At 41.8% G+C, this 438-nt stretch carries 1 protein-coding gene; it reads left to right on the top strand.

The window, feature by feature from the left end:
• On the top strand, positions 1-273 hold a 273-nt coding region (locus BTA35_RS16840), incomplete at its 5' end, for an efflux RND transporter permease subunit (RefSeq protein WP_139363721.1).
• Between the last annotated feature and the right edge of the window lie 165 nt (positions 274-438).

Genomic DNA, 438 nt, shown 5'->3' with positions numbered 1-438 from the left:
CAGATCAACTACGAATTGGCACAAGGAGTAGAGCCTTACGAAGCTGTTTATCACTCAGCGGTAAGTCGAGTACGCCCTGTGTGTATGGCCGCCATTACCACCATTTTAGGAATGGTACCTCTGTTGTTTGATGCTTTCTTTGAGGGCATGGCGGTGGTGATCTCATTTGGATTAGGTTTTGCCACCATCTTAACCTTGATCGCAGTGCCTGTGTTTTATGCGATGCTTTTTAAAGTGCCTTATAAAGCCCATCCAAGTATGAGGGTGGTTTAAACAAACGCTTAAAGGCAGAAGCCACATGCCGCCAAATGAATAAGACGGCGTGTGGCGCCCATTCTATACGATACCAAATATATTATTGAGTATATTTTTTGATTATCCGATTTCTGTAATCACACATAAATTCCATATAAAAAGTATATTCGTTGACTGTTACGT

The organism is Oceanospirillum linum (genome assembly GCF_001995095.2).
GTDB classification, from domain to species: Bacteria; Pseudomonadota; Gammaproteobacteria; order Pseudomonadales; family Halomonadaceae; genus Oceanospirillum; species Oceanospirillum linum.
The sequence above is the reverse complement of the archived record's forward strand: the minus strand, read 5'-3'. Positions and strand labels throughout refer to the sequence as shown.